The organism is Pseudomonas sp. COR18, assembly GCF_048568395.1.
In the GTDB taxonomy this organism is placed as follows: Bacteria; Pseudomonadota; Gammaproteobacteria; order Pseudomonadales; family Pseudomonadaceae; genus Aquipseudomonas; species Aquipseudomonas fuscovaginae_B.
In genome coordinates this window covers 6,870,717-6,892,364 of the sequence record NZ_CP183808.1, presented here as the reverse complement: position 1 = coordinate 6,892,364, position 21,648 = coordinate 6,870,717, and the positions used below count along the sequence as shown (strand labels likewise).

The following is a 21,648-nucleotide window of genomic DNA, read 5'->3' as shown; positions in this document are numbered from 1 at the left end:
TCAAGGTTTCCAGATACCGACGTCGCGTGTGTCGACCTTCTGTGGCAGCAGGCCCTCGGTGAAGAAGGCATCGGCGATCTGCTGCTGTTCGCTCAACTGATCGACCGTGACCGCCTGCACTTCATAGCTGCGATGCCGGTTGGCGGCTTCGACCGTCGCCGCATCGAGGCCACCCCACAAGGGACCGAGGATCTTGGCGGCGTCTTGCGGATGGGCCTTGATCCATGCACCGGATTTCTGCAGTTCGGCAAACACCCGTTTCAAGACTTGCGGATGCGCCTGGGCGTAGGGCGTGCTCGCCAGGTAGTAGCGCTTGTAGCTGGCCAGGCCCTGGCCGTCGGCGAGGGTACGGGTCGGTAGTTGGCGCTGTACGCCGCTGAGGAACGGCTCCCAGGTCACCCAGGCATCGACCTTGCCATTCTCGAAGGCCGCGCGGCCATCGGCGGGCGTCAGGTAGGCCGGGGTGATATCGTTGAACTTCAACCCGGCCCTGGCCAGCGCGGCAATCAGCAGGTAATGGCTGCCGGCGGCCTTGGTCACCGCCACCTTGTGGCCCTTGAGCCCGGCCAGGCTGGTGATCGGCGAGTCGCTTTTGACCACGATCGCCTGGGCCGCAGGCGATGCGGCTTCCTGGGCGAAGTAGGTGAGCCTGGCCTTGGCCGCCTGGGCGAACACCGGCACGGTGTCGGCGACATCGGCACTGATGTCGACATTGCCCACGTTCAGCGACTCGAGCAATGGTAGGCCACTGGGAAACTCGTGCCAGCTGACGTCGATATGTTCCTTGGCCAGCTCCTTTTCCAGGGTCCCCTGGCTCTTGAGCAGGGTGATCAGGGTCGAGGACTTCTGGTAGCCGATACGCAGGGTTTCGTTGGCGTCGACGAAGGGCGCGCTCAGGGCGCAGGCGACGGCCAGGGCGCAGAGCAATAGGCGGGAACGGGCAAGAACGGGAGCCGGAGCGACCATGAACACCTCGTGAAGACAATTGAGAGAAGGGCGGGGCCGGTGGTCCGGTGAGCGCAGCTTAATGAGAGAGGGGCGCGTTGGTTAAATAACCTCTTCGCATAACCATAGAGGCGAGCGCAATGGGTCCTTACCTCCTAGAAAGCAGGCTCTTTGCTACCAGGCGTGTTTGAGGCAAGATCGGCTCTTTTGCCCAGGAAAGGATTCGGTTCATGTTGTCTGCCATTTCGCTAGCTGCGCAACAGATTCGCCAGGGTGTCAGGGCTGCAACCGAAGGCCTGGTCGGGCGTGAGCAACTGGCTGAATTGATCGTGCTGGCCGCCGTGGCGCAGGAGCACTTGCTGGTGGTCGGCCCGCCAGGGACGGCCAAGAGCGCCGTGGTGCGGCGCGTGGCCCAGGCCATGGGTGGGCGCTACTTCGAATACCTGCTGGGACGCTTCACCGAGCCGTCGGAGCTGTTCGGCCCGGTCGATCTGAAGAAATTACGTGAAGGCAGTGTGGAAACCGACGTCAGTGGCATGTTGCCCGAAGCCGATATCGTCTTTCTCGACGAGGTCTTCCTCGGTTCCACCGCGATCCTCAATACCCTGCTCGGCGTGCTCAACGAGCGGCAGTTCCGGCGCGGCCACACCCAGATAAAATGCCCGTTGCGCGTCTGCGTCGGGGCGGCCAACGGCTTGCCTGACGACGAGGCCCTGGCCGCATTCGGCGATCGCTTCCTGTTGCATCTATTCGTCGAGTCGGTACCGGACAACCAACTGGAAGCAATGCTCAGTGGTGGCTGGCAGGCCGATCGCCTACCTGTTCGACAATGGCTTGGCCTGCATGAACTCGACACGCTCAGCCAGGCGCTGCCGCAGGTCGACATGGAGCAGGTCCGGCCGGCGCTGGCCAATGCGATTCGCCTGCTGCGCGCTGCCGGTATCCAGTTGTCCGACCGGCGTATCGTCAAGTCCCAGCGGCTGATCGCCGCCGCTGCTTTGCTGGGCGGGCGCCTGCAAGCGACCGAAGCGGATCTCTGGCCATTGCTCTATGCACTGGCGACCAAGGAGGCCCAGCAGCACGGTCGCGAGATATTGCGCGAGGTGTTGCACCTGTCGAGCAACCGTAACCTGTTCACGGCCGTGGAGGAGGCGACGCTGTTGCCGATGTCCCGCGCCAGCCGCCTGATCGAGTCGGCGCAGGGCTGCCTGATGCGTGGGGCCTCGGGTGAAGGGTTCGATCCGAACGAGTCCGAGGCGGTCTTGCGCGAGATCGATGCGAACTTTTCCGCGCACAGCATGCCTCCCGAGCTGCTTGGCCTGAGGGGGTTGTTGGTCAAGCAACTGACGCCTGCGACATGAGCCCGCCAGCGCTCTTGAGCTGGGGCTGGAAAGCCCTGCCCGAACCCACCGAGCCAGTGGCGGCAGTGGCCTGGGGCGAAGTGGCCAGGGACCTGCATGCGCGCCTGGCGTCGATGAGCGCCGAGCGGCTGCGAGGGCTGCAGGCTACCGCCAGTCGGGATGTGCTGATCGTCAGCGGCGAGTCATCGCGCCTGCCCTGGGTGGCCGGTGTCGAATACGCCCGTGCCTGCGAGCAGGCCCCGCAACTCTGCTTGCCGAGCCTCTGGCAGCCGGATGCGCCCATGGACCTTCTGGCCCAGGCGCTGTTGGCGAAGTTCGCCCGGCAACCGTTGCTGGTGTGGCATCAGCCGGCCACCTGTGTGCCGCTGGATCGCTCCCTGCCGGTCACCGCCGAGCTGTTGGCGCGTATCGCTGCGTACTGGAGCTGAAGCCGGTTCTTTTTTCGCGCGACGCAACTGAATGCGTCCCGCTTGTGTAGGTCTGTCATGGAATTACCCGAATCCCTGCAACCCTGGCGGCAATGGCTGGAATGGTTCGACCCGCAACTGGTGCCCAGCCTCGGTGCCTTGCTCAGTTGCATCAGCCCGCTGCTCGGGCCGTTCAAGGGCGTGCACCTGGGGGGCGTCCCTGAGCCCGATGGCTTGGGCAACCTGCACCGGCGTGGCTCCTATGAGCGACTGCTGAGCAGTGAGTGGCTATTGGCCGACGAGTTCGCCGATGAGTTCCTGCGCCGTGCCTCCAGTGGTGAACACTTGTTTCTCGCCCCTCAGTACCGGGCACGACAGGCGTCCCGCTTGATCGTGGTGCTGTTCGATGCCGGGCCCCTGCAATTGGGCGGAGCTCGCCTGGTACACCTGGCGCTGATGATTCTTCTGGCCCGGCGGGCCGCTGAAAACGGCGCGCAGTTTCGCTGGGGGGTGTTGCAACACAAGCCGGAGCTGTTCGAGCTGCACTCTGCCGTGCAACTGCGTGGGCTGCTCAAGGCCCGAACCTATGCGACGGTCACCGAGGCGCACTGGCAGGATTGGCAACAGGCGTTGGCCGAGCACCCTGAGCAAGCCAGCGAGTTCTGGCTGGTTGGCCAGCGCCTGCCACAAGTCCCAGGCTCGCGGGGGCTGCGTCTGGTGCAGATCCAGCAGGGGCTGTTCGGCGAGGGGTTGGAGTTGCGGATGCAGGCTTCGCACGCCGTGCCGGTTGTCCTGCCTGCGCCCGATGAGGCCGCCGGGCGACGCCTGCTCAGTGGGCAGTTCGAGAAGGTGGTTGCGCTTGAGGCTCACATGACTACAGCGGCGCGCATCTCGTTGACCGCCGCGCCGCTGATCTCCAGTACCGGCAGCCATGTCGCGGTACGACTGTTGGATGAGGCGGGCCTGATGATCTTTTCGGTGCCTCGGCCGGGACAAAGGAAACCGGCGAAATCCAAGCGCCAGCTCTGGTCGCGTGAGGCGGCCCCGCTTGGCTTGGCCCTGGATGGGCGCCAGGCCTGCGCGTTGTTGAGCGCTGGCGAGCGATTGTGTTTCTGGCATCTGCCCGGAATGGAGTCGGTGGCCCGCCCACCCCGGGAGGAACTGCTGATTCCGGCCGGTACGGCAACACTGCTGCGTGCCATTCGCTTGAAGATGGCCAGGCACACACGGCTGTTTGTTCTGACCAGCGACCGGACCCTGGCATACTGGGCCACGGCCGGGGCCGAGCAGCCGCCGGCCACCGGCACCACGCACTACCTGGATCGGGATGTGCTCGGTATGCAGCAGATTGACGACTGGACGCTGGTCTACGCCCGACGCCACGCTGGCCAGTTGTCTGTCTGTTACGCGACCTTGGGCTACACGCGTCATCAGCCGTTCGCGCTGGGCGATGGAACGGACGCCAGCGCGGTGCTGTTTGGCGACCTGCAGCGCTGGCGCCGTGGCTTCGGTGCTTGCGCAGTGCAGCACGGTCAGGGTACCAGCGAAACCTGGACGCTGTTCACCCCCAGCAGCCATCCCCAACCCCAGGCACGACTTGAGCTGCCACCGAACTGCAAGGCTATCGGGCTGTTTCATGACGTGCAGCGCGGACAGTTCGCCCTGGTGGTCAAGACCGGTGGCGGCAAGAACATCCTGCTGGTCAGCCCGGAGAAGACCGAAAGTCTCCATGCCAGCCCTTCACGCATCCTGAAGATCAGTTTCTGCCCGGCTTCCGGGTCGCTGGCGCTGGTCACCGAGACCCGCGGGCTGCTGGTTTTGGATGTGGCGACACGAAGTGTGAGGATGCAGTTGCAGACCGCTCACAAGGACCTCGCCGATGAGTGATTCGCTTTCAATGTCCATCAGACGCCCTGGCCTGACCGGTTGGCGCCAAGTCGATGCGTTGTGGTTCCCGCGTGAGCGCTTTGACGAAGCCGCCAGTCAACAGCAGATCATCAGGCACTGGCAGACCGGGTCGCGGGCCTATCGGTTCGCCGAGGGCGATGTACTGTGTTTCCGCACGCCGGTCGCGATGTCCTGTGATCGCCTCAGTTCCTGGCCTCTGGTCCGGCAGGGACGGGCGTTGTGTTCGGCCTGGCTCGAGCCGGCTGAAATCTCCCAACTACCCTTGGCGGACCTGTGGCTGATCCGTGATGCCCGCGCTCATGCACTGAACCTGGCGGATGGGCGGGAACTGCAACCGGGTCAGTGGTTCGACCTGGGAGACTACGGTCTGCTGGATACCTACGACTGCACGGAGGCCTTGCCCGATGCGGTGCTCGAAACCTGGGAGCCGCAGGACATTCGCCAGGTGCTGGGGGATGTGGTCGGTGCCCCGAGTGCCGAACGCGATAGCGTACTCAAGGCACTGGAGTTGGCTGGCACCTCCGGGAGCAGGGTCGCCTCGGGTGCGCTGAAGGGCTCCGCAGCCGCGGGGCGCTCGCAAGGGCGAGTAACGGTAGGGCGTACCTGGCTGGTGCCGGGTCTGGTCGCGGTGGTGATCCTGCTCATCTACTGGCAGGACCCCTATGGCACGCCGGTCGCACCCGGCACAAGGCCGCCCGCTGTGACAACGGCAACGGCGGGTGGAGGCTTCGATCCGCTGTGGTTCCTTGGCTCTGCCGGGGTGGTGACCGCCGGACTCTGGTTGTTGCGTCGGTTCATGCGTCAGCGTATCGAGGCCGAACGGCAGGCATTGGTCAAACAGGCACGTGCTCGCCAGCAGACGCCGGCGGGGCAGGTCGCTTCGCCCACCGCCACCAGCGGCGCATCGGTGCCTGAGCGGCGCAGACATGTGCCCGCTCTACTGTCGCGTTGGCGCCAATGGCTGAAGCGGATGGCGATGGCTTCGCACCTGGATGCACTGTTGAACCGCCAGCATGCCGCCTACATGCGGCGCATGCTCGAGATGTTCGAGCGGGGCGATATCGAGGCAGCGCTGCGGCATGCCATTCCCATGGGGGCAATGCTGCCAGCGAACAGGCACTGGGGGCGCTCAAGGCTCGCGATAACCTGACAGTGGGTCACGTCGCTGGCCGCGTACAAGGTGTGGACATGGCGGAAGACCTCAAGGCCCATCTGCTCCAGCTCTATCGTCGAACCTTCGGGGATCTCGACCGCAAGGGACGCATCGAGGAAGCCGTGTATGTCCTCGCCGAGCTGCTGCACGCGCGCCAGGAAGCCCTGGACTACCTGGAAAAGCACCAGCGCTACAAACAGGCGGCGGAGCTGGCACTGACCTGGGATATGCAACCGTCGACGATCGTCCGGCTGCTGTGCCTGGCTGACGATTGGCAGCGGGCGGTACTGGTCGCCCGTCGCGACAAGGCTTTTGCCGCTGCCGTGCTGAGCCTGCAGGCCGACTGGCCGGAGGCTGCCGAACGGTTGCGTCTGGAGTGGGCCGAAATGCTGGTCGGCCAGGGCGACTGGCTTGGAGCGGTGGAGGTGATCTGGCCACTGCCCGTCGAGCGCGAGCGAGCCCGGCAATGGCTGCTTGCCGCCGAGGCTGCCGGTGGCTCCCTGGCCGCTGCGGCGCTGGTCAAGCGGGCGGTGTTGCTGCCCGACACCCTGGCTGTCCATGGCCCCTACCTGCGTGCCTTGCGTGACGACCCCGAACGGGCTGACGAACGTGCCGTGCTGGCTATCGAGCTCATCTGCATCTCGCCATCGACGCACACCGTGCGCTCGCTGGCGGCCGCGGTGGTGCATGCTGTCCTGGCCGATCATGGCGACGGCCATCCCGGTATCACCGCCAAGGACATGTCGGCCCTGGTCAAGCTCAGCGGTGACGAGTTGCTCAAGCTCGATATGCCCAAGGGGGCGATTGCCGGCAATGAGCCGGTGGGCCTGCGCCCTGTGGTTCCGCCGCTGCACTGGTCGGCACCCGCCCCAGGTAGCCGTGCTCTGCATGACGTTGTGCCGTTGCGGGATGACCACTACCTGGCGGCGCTGGGTGAATCGGGAGCGGTCATGCTCGATCGGCTTGGCAGTATCCGTCAGCGTTTCGCCGTACCGGCCACTCGCCTGGTGATTGCTGGCAACCGCCGTGTCGCCCTGGCCCTGGCGCAGCGCGATACAGTCTGGCGCATCAGCAGGCTGGATCTGGTGACGGGGCAGGCCAGGGACCTGGGGGTGTTACCACTGGAGTTCTTTGCACGCCGATTCGACGGGCTGGCCTGGACTATCGCGAGCCGCGGGCAGGTGCGGGTGGTGGATGTCGACAGGGACTTCGCTACGCTCTGGCATGTCAGCGACCTGCCTGGCGACCTGATGTCCCTGGAGGCCTCGGCTGATCATGAGTACTGGTTGCTAAGCCTGGCCGACGGCACGACCGAGCAATGGACCTACCGCCTGCCGGAACGTCGCCTGCTCCACCGTGAGCGGGCGACCAAGCGTATTCGCCCCGAGACTTCATTGTACCGATACAGCCTTGGCGAATATCTGGAGTACTGGCTGGAGCCGGTTGCCGGTGCTGGCTTGGAACTGGTGGTCAACGGCAGCAAGACCTTGCGACGGTTTCGCCTCGACGAGAGGTTGGGAGAGGCACCCGAAGTGCTGTTCGGTAACGAACAGTGGTTGGTGGCGCAGTTCATGGCAAACGATGGGAATTATGAACTCCACTTCATGAGCCGCAGCCAGTCGCAGCTCTGCGCGATCCTGCAGTGGCCCTCTGAAGAATACCTCCGCTGCCGGCAGGTCGGCTCGGACTGGGTGTTCTTCGATTGGCGTGGACGCCTGTTCCATGTGAATGTCGAGACCGGCCTGGCCCGTGGCCTGAGTATTCGCTGAAGGCGCGCCCGCTCACGGCGGGCGGCGAGCAGCCGCGACAGTGTTTGACGGCTACACAAGCGCCTCGTCCCGCGGTTATTCTGAAGGTTCAGAGCGACCAGGCGACGGGGGAAGGGTGTCATGGAAAAAGTCATCGTCATCACCGGTGGTAGCCGTGGTATCGGCGCGGCGACGGCGTTGTTGGCGGCACGGCAGGGCTACCGCATCTGCATCAACTACCTGCGGGACGAAGATGCGGCCCACCGGGTGCAGGAACAGGTACGGGCGCTGGGCGCCCAGGCGATCACGGTGCGCGCGGATGTCAGCGACGAGGACGGGGTGATCCACCTGTTCCAGCGGGTCGACGCCGAACTCGGACCGGTCACCGCACTGGTGAACAATGCCGGAACGGTGGGGCAGAAGTCGCGGGTCGACGAGATGTCCGAGTTCCGCATCCTGCAGACCCTGAAGACCAACGTGCTGGGGCCGATGCTCTGCGCCAAGCACGCGGTGCTGCGCATGTCGACACGGCATGGCGGGCAGGGCGGCAGCATCGTCAACGTGTCGTCGGCGGCGGCTCGGCTCGGTTCGGCGAACGAGTATGTCGACTATGCGGCGTCCAAGGGCGCGCTGGACACCTTTACCCTGGGGTTGTCGAAGGAGCTGGCAGGTGAGGGGATCCGGGTCAATGCCGTGCGTCCCGGGTACATCTTTACCGAGTTTCATGCGCTGAGCGGCGACCCGGACCGGGTCAGCAAGCTGGAGCCGGGAATTCCCATGGGACGCGGCGGGCGTGCCGAAGAGGTGGCCGAGGGCATTATCTGGCTGCTCTCGGACAAGGCGTCCTACACCACCGGGACTTTCGTCGACCTTGCCGGCGGGCGCTGATCTCCTGACTGGGCGCAAGGCTTGACGGCCTATTCGCGGGCAAGCCCTGCTCCTACAGGCCGGAGTCGTACTCAGGATTACCAGACCCACTCTGTAGGAGCAGGGCTTGCCCGCGAATAGGTCCGCTCAGAACGAACGCACGATCCGCCCCAGGGTCTCCATGGCTTTCTCCGAAGCCTCGTTCCATGGGCTGCCATAGTTGAGGCGGATGCAATTGCGAAAGCGCCGCGCCGGGGAGAAGATCGGTCCCGGTGCGATGCTGATGCCCTGGGCCAGCGCCATCTGGAACAGCTTCAGCGAATCCATCTGTTCCGGCAGCTCCAGCCAGAGGAAGTAGCCACCAGCCGGCTGGCTGACCCGGGTCTGTGCCGGGAAATAGCGGGCGATCGCCGCGAGCATCGCACTCTGCTGTTCTTCCAGGGCATAGCGCAGGCGGCGCAGGTGGCGGTCGTAGCCGCCGTGCTGCAGGTAGTCGGCAATGGCCGCCTGGGCCGGCATCGAGGCGCACAGCGAGGTCATCAGCTTCAGCCGCTCGATCTTCTGCGCATACCGCCCCGCCGACACCCAGCCGATGCGGTAGCCGGGCGCCAGGCTCTTGGCGAACGAACCGCAGTGCATCACCAGCCCCTCGGTGTCGAAGGCCTTGGCCGGCTTGGGCGCCTGCTGCCCGTAGTACAACTCGGCGTAGACATCGTCCTCGATCAGCGGCACCTGGTGCTCGCGCAGCAACTCCACCAGTGCCTGTTTCTTCGCCTCGGGCATGGTCGCGCCCATCGGGTTCTGGAAACTGGTCATGCACCACACGGCCTTGATCGGATGCTTTTCGAGGTTCTGCGCCAGCACGCCGAGGTCGATACCGTCACGCGGGTGCACCGGGATCTCCACGGCCTTGAGCTTCAGGCGCTCCAACACCTGCAGACAGGCATAGAACGCCGGGGCCTCGATGGCCACCAGGTCGCCGGGTTCGGTCACCGCCTGCAGGCACAGGTTCAGCGCCTCCAGGGCGCCGTTGGTGATCAGCAGCTCCTCCATCGGCAGCATCAGCCCGCCGACCATGTAGCGCAGGGCGATCTGCCGGCGCAGTTGCGGGTTGCCCGGTGACAGGTCGGTGACCACCATGCGCGGGTCCATCTCGCGGCTGGCGCTGGCCAGGGAACGGGCCAGGCGTTGCAGCGGGAACAGCGTCGGGCTGGGGAAGGCCGAGCCGAAGGGCACGGTGGTCGGGTCCTTGATCGAGTCGAGCACCGAGAACACCAGTTCGCTGACGTCGACCTCGGTGGACTCGTGCACCTGGCTGCTGATCACCGGCTCCGAGAACGGGCTGGGCGCATGGGTGTTGACGAAGTAGCCCGAGCGCGGCCGGGCCCGGATCAGCCCACGGCGTTCCAGCAGGTAGTAGGCCTGGAACACCGTGGACGGGCTGACGCCGTAGGTCTGGCTGGCATAACGGACCGACGGCACCCGCTGGCCGGGGCCGAGGACGCCGGAGCGGATCAGTTCAGCGATGTCGTCGGCGAATTTTTCGTAGCGTTTCATGGTGGCTTGGCTCATTGGATACGGGCACGCAACGGCAGGTTTTCGGTTGTCTTGTTGGAGCTGGCTGTTGTAACTGTCGGGACGCTAACCTGTGGGAGCCGGACCGCCGGCTCCCACAGTGTTGCGTCCCACACTCCCCGCAGGCCCTGGGGTTGGCGCCCCGGGGATTCTAGGTCATCAACGGTTCATCGGGGCGACGAAGCGGCTGTTCGCCACGCTGTAGACGCCTGGCTCATCGATGTCGACCAGGCGGAAGGCGAGCTCCTGGGAGCTGCTCTTCGCCCGCTCGGTGGTCATCGCCACCGAGACCGGGAAGTCGGCGATCTCGCCGGCCGCCAGGCTCAGTTCGGTGCGACCCTGCAGCTGGAAGCCGTCGCCGTCGATCAGTTCCAGGCGGTACTGCTGGCGCTGCTGGGTCTTGTTGATGACCTTGAGGCTGTAGATGTTCTCGATCTGCCCCAGGCTGTTCTCGCGGAACAGGCCACGGTCCTTGCTGACATCCAGCGAGACCATCGGCCGCTGCACCAGCGCCACCGCCAGCGCGCCGATCATGATCAGCAGCACGGCGCTGTAGCCGACCAGGCGCGGCCGCAGCAGGTGGGTGCGGCCGCCCTGCAACCGATGCTCGGAGGTGTAGCTGACCAGGCCGCGGGCATAGCCCATCTTGTCCATGATCGAGTCGCAGGCGTCGATGCAGGCGGCGCAGCCGATGCATTCCATCTGCAGGCCGTCGCGGATGTCGATGCCGGTGGGGCAGACCTGCACGCACATGCGGCAGTCGATGCAGTCGCCGAGGCCGACGCTGGCCGGCGCCACTTCGCGCTTGCGCGGGCCCCGGTTCTCGCCGCGGGCGGCATCGTAGGAGATGGTCAGGGTGTCCTTGTCGAACATCACGCTCTGGAACCGCGCATAGGGGCACATGTGCATGCACACCGCCTCGCGCAGCCAGCCGGCGTTGATGTAGGTGGCGCCGGTGAAGAACAGCACCCAGAACAGGCTGACCCCGCCCAGTTGCAGGCTCAGCAGTTCCTGCACCAGCGGGCGGATCGGGGTGAAGTAGCCGACGAAGGTCAGCCCGGTGATCAGGCTGATCGCCAGCCACAGGGTGTGCTTGGCGGCGCGCCGGGCCAGCTTGTTCGGCCCCCAGGGCGCGGCCTGCAGCTTGATCCGCTGGTTGCGCTCGCCCTCGGTGACTTTCTCGCACCACATGAACAGCCAGGTCCAGGAACTCTGCGGGCAGGTGTAACCGCACCAGACACGTCCGGCGAACACGGTGATGGCGAACAGGCCGAAGGCACAGATGATCAGCAACGCCGAGAGCAGGATGAAATCCTGCGGCCAGAAGGTCGCGCCGAAGATATGGAACTTGCTGTTGGCCAGGTCCCAGAGCACCGCCTGGCGGCCGCCCCAGTTCAACCAGACGGTGCCGAAGAACAGCAGGAACAGAAAGCCCGCGCCGCTGATGCGCAGGCTGCGGAACAGGCCGGTGAAACTGCGGGTGTGAATCAGGTTGTCGCTCGACTTGGCCTTCATCTTGTTGGGGCGCGAAGGCTCGAAGGTGTCAACTAACTGGACGGGGATTCTTTCGCTCATGATCTGTCGCTCGTCAGCCTCCATCAGGCCAGGACACTATGCCGAGCGAACTGTTTGCATAACAGACTCAGGTATCTGAATAAAAAGCGGATCAGATGGCGCCGGAAAAATCCCTGCGACAACTTGTCATCCCCGGTGCAGGCCACGCCGGCGTGCGCCTGCCGGCGCCTGGCACAGGTGCCGGGCGGGCAGGCTGACACGGGTCAATCAAATCACCGAATCACTCGACGTCGCCTTCACATGGTGACGGCCGTCGAAGGCGCCGGCGACGGTCAGGGCGTCGGCTTCGGCCTCGGTGATCCAGATCTGCCGGCCATCGAGTTCGGCGCGGGACATGCTCCTGGCGTCGTCGGTGGTGATTTTCACATCCCTGGCCAAGCCGCTGATCCGGGTGTCGTTTTCCTGCAGGGTGCAGGTCTGGCTGGCGCGATCGATTTGCACGGGCATGGTGTTCTCCTCATTTCTCCGGGCTGACAGGATTTAGGGTGCGGGCAGGGGGCTTCGTTCGCCGCAGCCGATTAGCGGTCAACGGTCGAACCGTTGCCCGCGATCCGCTGTCCACCGTCTGTCGAGCTCAGAGAGGTTGGGGACATGGACGCCGTGTGGCACACCGTATGGGTAACGCTGCAAGCCGAATTCGCCGATATCGGCGATATCCGCGAGGTCACGCGCATCACCCTGCGCCTGCTGATCGCCGCGCTGCTGGGCGGCCTGCTCGGTTTCGAGCGCGAACAGAAGGGCAAGGCTGCGGGTGTGCGCACGCACATGCTGGTGGCCCTCGGTGCGGCGCTGTTCGTCCTGGTGCCGCAGGTGTCCGGTGCCCAGGCCGATGCGATGAGCCGGGTGGTCCAGGGGGTGATCGCCGGCATCGGTTTCCTCTGCGCCGGTACGATCCTCAAGGGGCATGCCGACGAGGCGGGGCAGCACGTCAAGGGCCTGACCACCGCCGCCGGGTTGTGGATGACCGCCGCCATCGGCGTGGCGGTGGGCCTGGGGCGCGAGGCCACGGCGGTGCTCAGCACGCTGCTGGCGCTGGCGGTGTTCAGCCTGATGCCGGGAATCGTCCGGCTGTTGGAAAAGGATCGTCGCTGATCCCATTCACCCAGGCATTGTGGCGCCGACACTACCGCTTTCGCGGGCAAGCCCGGCTCCTACGGGAGCGTGTCCGTCAGGGACGTGTCCGTGTTCAGGCTTGACTATGCTTGTTCCGCGATCACCGGCGGCATGGTCGTCGGTGGATCGATCTTGGGCGGCGGTGTGCTCTCCGGGGGCTCCCGCTCGGGAACCGGTTGCGGTTCGGTGGGGGGCAGGGTCGGCTGGTCGATATTGGGATCGGGGGTTTCCGCCGGAATCGGAATGTTCATGGGCACTCCTGGGTGCATGGCCATCAGGTGCTGCGGTTGACCCCGTTGCAACGCAATCGACTGCATTTTCTGGACGAGCGGCCCGTTCGCCAAATCCGTCTGAACTTTTGCGCCACCGACCGGCTCCGAACTTGAGCGGCCTTTACAGGACGAAGCCGGATGATCACGCAAGGTAGAGCGTCCACAGGACGTAAGGAGCGATGCTCGATGACAACTGATAAACCGCTGGATGAGCAGGTCGCCGAAGTCCTGCCGTTGTCCCAGGCGCTATTGCTGCCGCGCATCGCCATCGAGAATGTGATGCCGGCCATCGACGGCGGCCAGTTCGCGGTCAAGGCCGTGGTCGGGCAGGAGGTGACCGTGACGGCCCGGGTGTTCGTCGACGGCCATGACAAGCTGGCGGTGCTGCTGGCCTGGAAGCCGCTCGAGGCCGAGGATTGGCAGCGCGCGGTGATGACCGACCAGGGCAACAACCATTGGCGGGGCCGCCTGCGCGTCGGCGGCCAGGGCCGTTACGTGTACCGGATCGAGGCCTGGATCGATCAGTTCGGCAGTTACTGCTATGAACTGGAAAAGAAATTCGTCGCCGCGGTGCCCATCGACCTGGAATTGCAGGAGGGCCGCGAGCACGTGCGCCAGGCCAGCGAGCGCAGCCAGGGCGAGCAGGCCGAACGCCTGGCGGCGTTGTACGACGAGCTGTCGCAGCGTTCGAACGAGGGTCAGGTGGAATGTTTCCTCAAGCCGGCCACCGCCGTGCTGATGCGCCAGGCCGACCACCAGGCCTATCTCAGCCTCAGCCAGGACTTCGCCCTGGATGTGGAGCGTCAACGGGCGCAATTCGCCAGTTGGTACGAGCTGTTTCCGCGTTCGGTCACCGACGATGCCGCGCGCCATGGCACCTTCAATGATGTGCATGCCCGCCTGCCGGCGATCCGCGACATGGGTTTCGATGTGCTGTACTTCCCGCCGATCCATCCGATCGGCCGTCGTCATCGCAAGGGACCGAACAACTCGCTCACCGCCGGCCCCGACGACCCGGGCAGCCCGTACGCCATCGGCAGCGAAGAGGGCGGGCACGAGGCGATCCATCCGCAACTGGGCACTCGCGAGGACTTTCGCCGGCTGGTGGCCGCCGCCGCCGAGCACGGCCTGGAGATTGCCCTGGACTTCGCCATCCAGTGTTCCCAGGACCACCCCTGGCTGCAGCAGCACCCCGGCTGGTTCAACTGGCGCCCGGACGGCACGATCAAGTACGCCGAGAACCCGCCGAAGAAATACCAGGACATCGTCAACGTCGACTTCTATGCCGCCGACGCCGTGCCCAGTCTGTGGATCGAGCTGCGTGACATCGTGGTCGGCTGGGTCGAGGAGGGCGTGAAGATCTTTCGCGTCGACAACCCGCACACCAAGCCGCTGCCGTTCTGGCAATGGCTGATCGCCGACGTTCGTGGCCGTTACCCCGAGGTGATCTTTCTCGCCGAGGCGTTCACCGCACCGGCGATGATGGCGCGCCTGGGCAAGATCGGTTATTCCCAGAGCTACACCTATTTCACCTGGCGCAATACCAAGGCCGAGCTGGCCAGCTATTTCTCCGAGCTGAATCAGTCGCCATGGCGCGAGTGCTACCGGCCGAACTTCTTCGTCAATACGCCGGACATCAACCCCACCTTCCTGCATGAGTCGGGGCGGGCCGGGTTCCTCATCCGGGCCGCGCTGGCGACCATGGGCTCGGGCCTGTGGGGCATGTACTCGGGTTTCGAGATCTGCGAGTCGGCGCCGTTGCCGGGCAAGGAGGAATACCTCGACTCGGAGAAGTACCAGATCCGTCCGCGGGACTACAGCGCGCCGGGCAACATCATCGCCGAGATCGCCCAGCTCAACCGCATCCGCCGCCAGCATCCGGCGTTGCAGACGCACCTGGGGTTACAGGTCTACAACGCCTGGAACGACAACATCCTGTATTTCGGCAAGCGCACCGCGGACCGTAGCAGCTTCATCCTGGTGGCGGTCAGCCTCGACCCGCACAACGCCCAGGAGGCGCATTTCGAGCTGCCGCTGTGGGAGTTCGGCCTGCCCGACGACGCCCAGACCCGCGGCGAAGACCTGATGAATGGCCATACCTGGACCTGGTACGGCAAGACCCAGTGGATGCGTATCGAGCCCTGGCACCAGCCGTTCGGGATCTGGCGCATCCAGCCGCTCTGATGAGCAGGCGCTAACCAAAGGAGTTCGCCATGGCGAAGAAATCCCGCCCTGCAACCTTCATCAACGACCCGCTCTGGTACAAGGACGCGGTCATCTACCAGGTCCATGTAAAGTCCTTTTTCGATTCCAACAACGACGGGATCGGCGACTTTCCCGGGCTGATCGCCAAGCTCGACTACATCGCCGACCTGGGCGTCAATACCATCTGGCTGCTGCCGTTCTACCCCTCGCCACGTCGCGACGATGGCTATGACATCGCCGAGTACCGTGGGGTGCACCCGGACTACGGCACCCTGGCCGACGCCCGGCGCTTTATCGCCGAGGCGCACAAGCGCGGCCTGCGGGTGATCTGCGAACTGGTGATCAACCACACCTCCGACCAGCACCCATGGTTCCAGCGGGCGCGCCGGGCCAGGCGCGGTTCCAGCGCGCGGGATTTCTACGTCTGGTCCGACACCGATGACAAGTACGACGGCACCCGGATCATCTTTCTCGACACCGAGAAGTCCAACTGGACCTGGGACCCGGTGGCCGGCCAGTACTTCTGGCACCGTTTCTATTCCCACCAGCCGGACCTGAACTTCGACAACCCGCAGGTGATGAAGGCGGTGCTGTCGGTGATGCGCTACTGGCTCGACATGGGCGTCGACGGCCTGCGCCTGGACGCCATCCCGTATCTGATCGAACGCGATGGCACTAACAACGAGAACCTGCCCGAGACCCACGATGTGCTCAAGCGCATCCGTGCCGAGATCGACGCCCATTACCCCGACCGCATGCTCCTGGCCGAGGCCAACCAGTGGCCGGAAGACACCCAGTTGTATTTCGGCGAGCAGAAGGGCGACCACGGCGACGAATGCCACATGGCCTTCCACTTTCCGCTGATGCCGCGCATGTACATGGCGCTGGCCCAGGAGGACCGTTTCCCGATTACCGACATCCTGCGCCAGACCCCGGAGATTCCCGCCAACTGCCAGTGGGCGATCTTCCTGCGCAACCACGATGAGCTGACCCTGGAGATGGTCACCGACCGCGAGCGCGACTACCTGTGGAACTACTACGCCGCCGATCGCCGGGCGCGGATCAACCTTGGCATCCGCCGGCGTCTGGCGCCTCTGCTCGAGCGCGACCGTCGGCGCATCGAACTGCTCAACAGCCTGCTGCTGTCGATGCCGGGCACGCCGACCCTGTACTACGGCGACGAGATCGGTATGGGCGACAACATCTACCTGGGCGACCGCGACGGCGTGCGCACGCCGATGCAGTGGTCGATCGACCGCAACGGCGGCTTTTCCCGCGCCGACCCGGCGAGCCTGGTATTGCCGCCGATCATGGACCCGCTCTACGGCTATGCGTCGGTGAACGTCGAGGCCCAGGCCGGCGATCCGCATTCGCTGCTGAACTGGACCCGGCGCCTGCTGGCGGTGCGCAAGCAGCAGAAGGCTTTCGGCCGTGGCAGCCTGAAGATGCTCTCGCCGGCCAACCGCCGGATTCTCGCCTACACCCGCGAGTACACCGATGCCGAGGGCAAGAGCGAAATCATCCTCTGCGTCGCGAACGTCTCGCGCACGGCCCAGGCGGCGGAGCTGGAGCTGTCGCAGTTCGCCGGCCGGGTGCCAGTGGAGATGCTCGGTGGCAATGCCTTTCCGCCGATCGGTCAACTGAACTTCCTGCTGACCCTGGCGCCCTACGGCTTCTACTGGTTTCTGCTCGCTTCGCAGACCCAGATGCCCGCCTGGCACGTGGAGCCGCCGCAGTGCATGCCGGACTTCACCACCCTGGTGTTGAAAAAGCGCCTTGAAGAACTGCTCGAAGCGCCGGCCCGCACCAGCCTGGAGCAGACCTCGCTGCCCGAATGGCTGCCGATGCGCCGCTGGTTCGCCGACAAGCATGCGCCGATCGAGCAGGTGCATATCGCCTATGGCCTGCGTTTCGGCGAGCCGCAGCGGCCGGTGCTGCTCAGTGAAGTGCACGTCACCGTCGGCGGCCAGGTCAGTCGCTACCAGGTGCCGTTCGGCCTGCTCGCCGAGGAGCAGATCAACGCCGCGTTGCCGCAGCAACTGGCCCTGGCCCGGGTGCGCCGTGGACGGCAGGTGGGGCTGATCACCGATGCCTTCAGCCTCGACAGCTTCGTGCGGGCGGTGATCCAGGGACTGCAGGAGGGCCGCGTACTGAGCGGCGAGGCCGGCGAGCTGCACTTCCAGGCCACCGCCGAATTGCTGGCGCAGCCGCTGCCGGCGGATGCCGAAGTGCGTTACCTGTCGGCCGAGCAGTCCAACAGCTCGGTGGTGGTGGGTGAGCGGGTGATGCTCAAGCTGATCCGCAAGGTCAGTGCCGGTATCCACCCGGAACTGGAAATGAGCGCCTACCTGGGCGCCGGCGGCTACCGCCATATTTCGCCATTGCTGGGCTCGGTGGTGCGTCGCGACCCGGCGGGCGAGGAGAGCCTGCTGATGATTGCCCAGGGCCTGCTGAACAACCAGGGCGATGCCTGGGTCTGGACCCAGAACAACCTGGAGCGGGCGATTCGTGACGAGCTCGCCGATGGCACGGCGGAGCACGAGGTGTCCATCGATGCCCACGACGAACTGGTGAATTTCGCCGGCCTGCTCGGCCAGCGTCTGGGCGAAATGCACCAGGTCCTGGCCGCACCGACTGACAACCCGGCCTTCAGCGCCGAGGTCAGCACCGGCAAGGACGGCCAGGCCTGGGGCAAGCACATCGGCAGCCAGGTCACCCGTGCCCTGCAACTGCTCGAACAGCACCAGGCGCAGTTGCCGGCCGCGGACCAGGCCCTGGTCGCCCGGCTGGTCGCCGGGAAAAAGGCCATCCTCGCCCATGTCCAGGCCCTGGCCGCCCAGGCGGTAGGCGGCTTGCGCATCCGCGTGCATGGCGACCTGCACCTGGGGCAGGTGCTGGTGGTGCAGGGCGATGCCTACCTGATCGACTTCGAGGGCGAACCGGCGCGTTCGTTGCAGGAACGGCGGGGCAAGCACAGTCCGTACAAGGACGTCAGCGGCGTGCTGCGCTCGTTCGACTATGCCGCGGTGATGGCCCTCGACAGCTCTCACAGCGTCGACGCTTCCGAGGCGGCGCAAGCTGCGTTGACGCGAGTGACCGAGCGCTACCTGAAGGAATCGCGGCAGGCCTTTATCCGGGCATATGAGCAGGCAACGACTAGTCTTGCTCATGCGTGGCAGGATCCGGCGGGCGCGCAAGCGGCCCTGGCCCTGTTCAGTCTGGAGAAGGCTGCCTATGAAATTGCCTATGAGGCACAGAATCGTCCGACCTGGCTGCGGGTACCGTTGCACGGTCTGGACAGACTGTTGAGTGAGGTGAAAACCTTGTCCGGTGGAGAGTCGTTATGAGTTCAAGCAAGGAACAAGGTAAAGCCAGGGTCGGCCTGTTGCCGGCGGCCCGTGATATCGAGGCGCTGGTGCGGGCCGAACACCAGGACCCGTTCGCCGTTCTCGGGCCCCATGACGACGGGGCGGGCGGGCAGATCATCCGTGCGTTCCTGCCCGGTGCGCTGAGTGTCGAGGTGCTGGCCCGGGAGGACGGCCAGGTGCTCGGCGCCCTCGGTGAAACCGAAGTGCCGGGGCTGTATGCCGGCCGGTTCGAGCCGCCCCGGCCCTATCTGTTGCGTATCCAGTGGGCCGGCGGCGAACAGGTGGGTGAAGACCCCTACAGCTTCGGCCCGTTGCTGGGCGAAATGGACCTGTACCTGTTCGCCGAGGGCAATCACCGCGACTTGAGCACATGCCTGGGGGCGCAACTGACCCAGGTCGACGGCATCGACGGTGTGCGCTTTGCCGTGTGGGCGCCGAATGCCCGACGGGTGTCGGTGGTCGGCGACTTCAACAGTTGGGATGGCCGCCGCCACCCGATGCGCCTGCGTCACCCCAGCGGGGTCTGGGAGATCTTCATCCCGCGGCTGCAGCCCGGCGAGTCGTACAAGTACGAGATCCTCGGGCCGCATTCAATTCTGCCGCTCAAGTCCGATCCCGTGGCCCTGGCCACCCAGCTGCCGCCGGACACCGCCTCGCGGGTGGCGGCGCCGTTGCGGATCGACTGGCAGGACCATGAGTGGATGCAGTCCCGGGGCGAGCGGCAACGCACCAGCGCCGCGCTGTCGATCTACGAACTGCACGCCGGCTCCTGGCAGTGCGAGACCGACGAGGTTGGCGAGGTTTCCCGCCGCTACGGTTGGGCCGAGCTGGCCGAGCGGCTGATTCCCTATGTGCAGCAGTTGGGCTTCACCCATATCGAGCTGATGCCGATCATGGAGCATCCCTTCGGCGGCTCCTGGGGCTACCAGCCGCTGTCGCAGTTCGCCCCGAGTGCCCGCTACGGCACGCCGGAGGAGTTCGGCGCGTTCGTCAACGCCTGCCACCAGGCCGGTATCGGCGTGATTCTCGACTGGGTGCCGGCGCATTTCCCCACGGATGCCCATGGCCTGGCGCAGTTCGATGGCACCGCCCTGTATGAGTACGGCAACCCGCTGGAGGGTTTCCACCAGGACTGGGACACGCTGATCTACAACCTCGGGCGCACCGAAGTGCATGGCTTCATGCTGGCTTCGGCGCTGCACTGGCTCAAGCACTTCCACGTCGACGGGCTGCGGGTCGATGCGGTGGCGTCGATGCTCTACCGCGACTATTCGCGCAAGGCCGGTGAGTGGGTGCCCAACCGCCACGGCGGTCGGGAAAACCTCGAGGCCATCGATTTCCTGCGCCATCTCAACGACGTGGTGGCCCTCGAGGCGCCGGGGGCGCTGGTGATCGCCGAGGAGTCGACGGCCTGGCCGGGGGTCAGCCAAGGCACCCAGCAGGGCGGCCTGGGCTTTGCCTACAAGTGGAACATGGGCTGGATGCACGACTCGCTGCATTACATCCAGCAGGACCCGGTGTACCGCGCCCATCACCACAATGAACTGAGTTTCGGCCTGGTCTATGCCTGGTCCGAGCGCTTCATCCTGCCGATCTCCCATGACGAGGTGGTGCATGGCAAGCATTCGCTGATCGACAAGATGCCCGGTGATCGGTGGCAGAAGTTCGCCAACCTGCGGGCCTACCTGAGTTTCATGTGGGCGCACCCGGGCAAGAAACTGCTGTTCATGGGCTGCGAGTTCGGCCAGTGGCGTGAGTGGAACCATGACCGGCAACTGGACTGGTACCTGCTGCAGTACTCCGAGCACCTGGGAGTGCAGAAGCTGGTGAGCGATCTGAACCAGCTGTATCGCCAGGAGCCGGCGCTGCACGAGCAGGACGACCTGCCCCAGGGCTTCCAGTGGCTGATTGGCGATGACGCGAGCAACAGCGTCTATGCCTGGTTGCGCTGGAGTCGCGAAGGTCGGCCGCTGCTGGTGATCGCCAACTTCACGCCGGTACCGCGGGAGGGCTACCGCATCGGCGTGCCGTTCGCCGGGCAGTGGCAGGAGGTGATCAACAGTGATGCGGCGATCTATGCCGGATCCAACTATGGCAATGGCGGCGGGGCATTCACCGAGGACATCGCCAGCCATGGGCAGGGCTCCTCGCTGGTGCTGAACCTGCCGCCGCTGGCGGTACTGATGCTGCAGCCGGTGTCCTGATGCCGACATGACGCCGGGAGCCGCACTTGTCCCGGCTCCTCGTGCCTACAGGATGGGGTGCGGTGGCCTCAGATGAACACCATTTCGAACGGCTGCCGGGCCTGTTCGATCAGGTTGGGCTTGAGGACGGGCGGGATGCCGCTTTCCGGGTCGCCCTGCAACTGGCTGTGAAAGGCGTGCAGCGCATGTTGCTTGCGTGCCACGCCCCAGGTGTTCAGGCGTATCTTGCGGGCCCGGTGCCAGGGCAGCAGGTACTCTTCGCGCAGCGGGCGGAACCAGGTCCAGACCGGCACCTCGACCAGCCGCGCGCCCGTGGCGGCACAGGCCCTGGCACTGGCGCGACCGACCGCGTCATGGTCACTGTCGCCGTCCTCGCGCCAGGTGGTGAAGACCACGTCGTCATGGCGCAGATAACGCCGCAGATACTGGCAGATCGCATCCTCCTGCTGTTCCAGCGCGCCGTGGCGAAAGCCGCCACGTATCCACTTCAGGCAGTGCAACTCGATCCCCAGGCGCCGCAGCGCCTCGGCGGTTTCCTGGGGGCAGACCACGCTCAGGCGCTGTTCCGACCAGAGCTGGGAACCCGGATAGATGGCGCAGCCATCGGTCAGGGAAATCAGTTGCAGGGGATGCCCGAGGGTCGAGAGCATCTGCAGCACGCCGCCGCAGGCATGGATTTCATCACCGGGATGGGGGGCAATGACCACGACCCGTCCGCCCGGTTCGACCAGGCGGTTGAGGTTCAGGCACGGCACCCTGGCCAGTTGCCGGGAAGCACTCCAGATCGGCGGCGCGGCCTGATGTCGGGCAGCGGATTGATATTTCATGGGTTCCACATCCTTGTGCGGGAAGTTCGTGCAGCCCCTGGTGGAGGGGCTGCGGGCGCCTCGATCCTGAAGCGCCGAATTCAAGTATCGCTCATGTGGCCCGAAATGCGACTTTTTATT

Annotated in this window: 16 protein-coding genes; 10 read left to right on the top strand and 6 right to left on the bottom strand. The window is 65.3% G+C overall.

What is annotated here, in order from left to right:
• On the bottom strand, positions 1-966 hold the full coding sequence (locus tag ACM62G_RS30875) for an aliphatic sulfonate ABC transporter substrate-binding protein (RefSeq protein WP_419736404.1): 966 nt from the start codon (positions 964-966) through the stop codon (positions 1-3).
• 209 nt (positions 967-1,175) lie between these two features.
• Here ACM62G_RS30875 and ACM62G_RS30870 point away from each other — a divergent pair, with 209 nt between their 5' ends.
• The 6 genes from ACM62G_RS30870 to ACM62G_RS30845 all read left to right on the top strand — a co-directional run bounded on the left by ACM62G_RS30870 (position 1,176) and on the right by ACM62G_RS30845 (position 8,410).
• Entirely contained in the window at positions 1,176-2,306 is a 1,131-nt protein-coding gene (locus ACM62G_RS30870; protein WP_273820401.1) for an AAA family ATPase, read from the top strand.
• Positions 2,303-2,734, top strand: a complete 432-nt coding sequence (locus ACM62G_RS30865) for a hypothetical protein (protein WP_419736403.1) — start codon at positions 2,303-2,305, stop codon at positions 2,732-2,734. The genes ACM62G_RS30870 and ACM62G_RS30865 overlap by 4 nt, the downstream gene beginning before the upstream one ends.
• 57 nt (positions 2,735-2,791) lie before the next feature.
• Positions 2,792-4,600, top strand: coding sequence for a hypothetical protein (locus ACM62G_RS30860; protein WP_419736402.1), 1,809 nt, complete (start codon positions 2,792-2,794; stop codon positions 4,598-4,600).
• Positions 4,601-4,610: 10 nt separating this feature from the next.
• Positions 4,611-5,771, top strand: a complete 1,161-nt coding sequence (locus tag ACM62G_RS30855) for a bpX6 domain-containing protein (RefSeq protein WP_419736401.1) — start codon at positions 4,611-4,613, stop codon at positions 5,769-5,771.
• 38 nt (positions 5,772-5,809) lie between these two features.
• Complete coding sequence (locus tag ACM62G_RS30850; protein WP_419736400.1) at positions 5,810-7,543, top strand: hypothetical protein; 1,734 nt, start codon at positions 5,810-5,812, stop codon at positions 7,541-7,543.
• Positions 7,544-7,663: 120 nt separating this feature from the next.
• Entirely contained in the window at positions 7,664-8,410 is a 747-nt protein-coding gene (locus tag ACM62G_RS30845; RefSeq protein ID WP_054056937.1) for an SDR family oxidoreductase, read from the top strand.
• 126 nt (positions 8,411-8,536) lie between these two features.
• Here the strand turns inward: ACM62G_RS30845 and mapR are convergent, their stop codons facing one another.
• The 3 genes from mapR to ACM62G_RS30830 form a co-directional block, all read right to left on the bottom strand.
• Positions 8,537-9,946, bottom strand: coding sequence for a GntR family transcriptional regulator MpaR (mapR, locus tag ACM62G_RS30840; RefSeq protein ID WP_054056938.1), 1,410 nt, complete (start codon positions 9,944-9,946; stop codon positions 8,537-8,539).
• A 177-nt stretch (positions 9,947-10,123) separates the two neighbouring features.
• The gene (ccoG, locus tag ACM62G_RS30835) at positions 10,124-11,539 is read right to left on the bottom strand and encodes a cytochrome c oxidase accessory protein CcoG (protein ID WP_273820405.1); all 1,416 of its coding nucleotides are present in this window, start codon (positions 11,537-11,539) and stop codon (positions 10,124-10,126) included.
• A gap of 207 nt (positions 11,540-11,746) precedes the next feature.
• Positions 11,747-11,986 (bottom strand): DUF3203 family protein, encoded by a 240-nt coding sequence (locus ACM62G_RS30830; RefSeq protein WP_054056939.1) that lies wholly within the window; start codon positions 11,984-11,986, stop codon positions 11,747-11,749.
• Between the two features lie 144 nt (positions 11,987-12,130).
• On the opposite strand from ACM62G_RS30830, the gene ACM62G_RS30825 reads away from it, so the two are divergent.
• Complete coding sequence (locus ACM62G_RS30825; RefSeq protein ID WP_054056940.1) at positions 12,131-12,631, top strand: MgtC/SapB family protein; 501 nt, start codon at positions 12,131-12,133, stop codon at positions 12,629-12,631.
• Positions 12,632-12,735: 104 nt separating this feature from the next.
• Here ACM62G_RS30825 and ACM62G_RS30820 read toward each other — a convergent pair whose 3' ends face one another.
• Positions 12,736-12,903, bottom strand: coding sequence for a hypothetical protein (locus ACM62G_RS30820; protein ID WP_273820406.1), 168 nt, complete (start codon positions 12,901-12,903; stop codon positions 12,736-12,738).
• A gap of 207 nt (positions 12,904-13,110) precedes the next feature.
• On the opposite strand from ACM62G_RS30820, the gene ACM62G_RS30815 reads away from it, so the two are divergent.
• From ACM62G_RS30815 to glgB, 3 genes are read left to right on the top strand one after another with little or no spacing between them, the layout of a single operon-like run.
• Positions 13,111-15,108: an alpha-1,4-glucan--maltose-1-phosphate maltosyltransferase gene (locus ACM62G_RS30815; RefSeq protein WP_419736399.1), complete on the top strand. Its 1,998-nt coding sequence runs from the start codon at positions 13,111-13,113 to the stop codon at positions 15,106-15,108.
• A 29-nt stretch (positions 15,109-15,137) separates the two neighbouring features.
• Positions 15,138-18,476 carry a maltose alpha-D-glucosyltransferase gene (treS, locus tag ACM62G_RS30810; protein ID WP_419736398.1) on the top strand — a complete coding sequence of 1,113 codons (3,339 nt, stop codon included), beginning with the start codon at positions 15,138-15,140 and terminating at the stop codon, positions 18,474-18,476.
• Positions 18,473-20,701: a 1,4-alpha-glucan branching protein GlgB gene (glgB, locus tag ACM62G_RS30805; RefSeq protein ID WP_054056942.1), complete on the top strand. Its 2,229-nt coding sequence runs from the start codon at positions 18,473-18,475 to the stop codon at positions 20,699-20,701. The genes treS and glgB overlap by 4 nt, the downstream gene beginning before the upstream one ends.
• 68 nt (positions 20,702-20,769) lie before the next feature.
• On the opposite strand, the gene ACM62G_RS30800 is transcribed toward glgB, so the two are convergent.
• Positions 20,770-21,528: a PIG-L deacetylase family protein gene (locus ACM62G_RS30800; RefSeq protein ID WP_054056943.1), complete on the bottom strand. Its 759-nt coding sequence runs from the start codon at positions 21,526-21,528 to the stop codon at positions 20,770-20,772.
• Positions 21,529-21,648: the final 120 nt, after the last annotated feature.

Excerpts from the sequence above, each read along its gene's own strand:
- ACM62G_RS30820 (WP_273820406.1), bottom strand. The coding sequence starts at position 12,903 with ATGAACATTCCGATTCCGGCGGAAACCCCCGATCCCAATATCGACCAG.
- ACM62G_RS30855 (WP_419736401.1), top strand. The coding sequence starts at position 4,611 with ATGTCCATCAGACGCCCTGGCCTGACCGGTTGGCGCCAAGTCGATGCG.
- treS (WP_419736398.1), top strand. The coding sequence starts at position 15,138 with ATGGCGAAGAAATCCCGCCCTGCAACCTTCATCAACGACCCGCTCTGG.
- ACM62G_RS30830 (WP_054056939.1), bottom strand. The coding sequence starts at position 11,986 with ATGCCCGTGCAAATCGATCGCGCCAGCCAGACCTGCACCCTGCAGGAA.
- ACM62G_RS30875 (WP_419736404.1), bottom strand. The coding sequence starts at position 966 with ATGGTCGCTCCGGCTCCCGTTCTTGCCCGTTCCCGCCTATTGCTCTGC.
- ACM62G_RS30825 (WP_054056940.1), top strand. The coding sequence starts at position 12,131 with ATGGACGCCGTGTGGCACACCGTATGGGTAACGCTGCAAGCCGAATTC.
- glgB (WP_054056942.1), top strand. The coding sequence starts at position 18,473 with ATGAGTTCAAGCAAGGAACAAGGTAAAGCCAGGGTCGGCCTGTTGCCG.
- ACM62G_RS30845 (WP_054056937.1), top strand. The coding sequence starts at position 7,664 with ATGGAAAAAGTCATCGTCATCACCGGTGGTAGCCGTGGTATCGGCGCG.
- ccoG (WP_273820405.1), bottom strand. The coding sequence starts at position 11,539 with ATGAGCGAAAGAATCCCCGTCCAGTTAGTTGACACCTTCGAGCCTTCG.
- mapR (WP_054056938.1), bottom strand. The coding sequence starts at position 9,946 with ATGAAACGCTACGAAAAATTCGCCGACGACATCGCTGAACTGATCCGC.
- ACM62G_RS30870 (WP_273820401.1), top strand. The coding sequence starts at position 1,176 with ATGTTGTCTGCCATTTCGCTAGCTGCGCAACAGATTCGCCAGGGTGTC.
- ACM62G_RS30800 (WP_054056943.1), bottom strand. The coding sequence starts at position 21,528 with ATGAAATATCAATCCGCTGCCCGACATCAGGCCGCGCCGCCGATCTGG.
- ACM62G_RS30865 (WP_419736403.1), top strand. The coding sequence starts at position 2,303 with ATGAGCCCGCCAGCGCTCTTGAGCTGGGGCTGGAAAGCCCTGCCCGAA.
- ACM62G_RS30860 (WP_419736402.1), top strand. The coding sequence starts at position 2,792 with ATGGAATTACCCGAATCCCTGCAACCCTGGCGGCAATGGCTGGAATGG.
- ACM62G_RS30850 (WP_419736400.1), top strand. The coding sequence starts at position 5,810 with ATGGCGGAAGACCTCAAGGCCCATCTGCTCCAGCTCTATCGTCGAACC.
- ACM62G_RS30815 (WP_419736399.1), top strand. The coding sequence starts at position 13,111 with ATGACAACTGATAAACCGCTGGATGAGCAGGTCGCCGAAGTCCTGCCG.